This window comes from Massilia sp. TSP1-1-2 (genome assembly GCF_049896185.1).
In the GTDB taxonomy this organism is placed as follows: Bacteria; Pseudomonadota; Gammaproteobacteria; order Burkholderiales; family Burkholderiaceae_D; genus Telluria_A.
In genome coordinates this window covers 1-1118 of the sequence record NZ_JAFCTU010000112.1, presented here as the reverse complement: position 1 = coordinate 1118, position 1118 = coordinate 1, and the positions used below count along the sequence as shown (strand labels likewise).

The following is a 1118-nucleotide window of genomic DNA, read 5'->3' as shown; positions in this document are numbered from 1 at the left end:
GCCCTGCGCACCTTGTAGCGAATGGCTGGCGGAATGCGCTGCGCTTTTCCGCCCTACGGTCCGTGGTAAACGTCAGGGTCTTGATGCCGCCATTGATGATGATTTCCAGGTCCGGAAAATCGCGCTTGAGCGCATAGGCAACGTCATACTTGAGCGGCGGGATTTCACGGTTTTCCTTGGGCGAGAGGCCCTTCAAAATTGCATTGCGCGCGTGAACAATAAAGGTTTCACAGCCGGCGGCGGCCACGGTGCCGACAAAATCGCGCACAAAAGCGTAGTCTTCATTGCGGTCGATACCGATCCGGTGCTTGACCGTCACGTCGATCGACACCGCGTCGCGCATGGCCTTTACGCAGTCGGCCACCAATTGCGGCTCGCCCATCAGGCAGGCGCCAAATGCCCCTTTTTGCACGCGCTCGGACGGGCAGCCGCAATTGAGGTTGATTTCATCGTAACCCCATTGCTCGCCCAGCTTGGCGCTTTTTGCAAGATCGGCCGGATCGCTGCCGCCCAGTTGCAGCGCGACCGGATGTTCTTCTTCATTAAAGCGCAGGTGGCGTTCGACGTCGCCGTAGACCAGCGCGCCGGTAGTCACCATTTCGGTGTACAGCCAAGTGTGGCGGGTGATCTGGCGGTGGAAGACGCGGCAATGGCGGTCAGTCCAGTCCATCATCGGTGCGACCGACAGGGTGCGGGGAGGAAGTGTTTTCATGGGTACTATTGAAAAGGGGCGCTCGAAGCGCCCCTTGGTTGTTACGCGTCGCGACCAGCGCGTTTGCGCTCGTTTTCTTTCAGGTAGCGCTTGCGCAGGCGAATCGATTTCGGCGTGATTTCGACCAGCTCGTCGTCGGCAATGAATTCCACCGCGTATTCGAGCGACATCTGCACTGGCGGCACCAGGCGCACCGCTTCATCGGTACCGGACGAGCGCACGTTGGTCAACTGCTTGCCCTTGATCGGGTTGACGACCAGGTCGTTGTCGCGCGAGTGAATGCCGATGATCATGCCTTCGTAGACCGGATCGTTGTGGACCACGAACAATGGACACCATGCTCATGCGCGAGTTGGCCGCCGCGGGTCTGCATTTGGTCGGGCCGAACGATCAGACTTCCCTCATT

The 1118-nt window shown here is 59.3% G+C and carries 1 protein-coding gene and 1 pseudogene; both read right to left on the bottom strand.

The window, feature by feature from the left end; all coding sequences use genetic code 11:
* A partial coding sequence (dusA, locus tag ACP7BV_RS27125; protein ID WP_426108004.1) for a tRNA dihydrouridine(20/20a) synthase DusA occupies window positions 1-712 on the bottom strand: 712 nt, incomplete at its 3' end.
* Window positions 713-753: 41 nt separating this feature from the next.
* Window positions 754-1041, bottom strand: a pseudogene (locus ACP7BV_RS27120) (translational GTPase TypA); the annotation flags it as partial.
* Window positions 1042-1118: the final 77 nt, after the last annotated feature.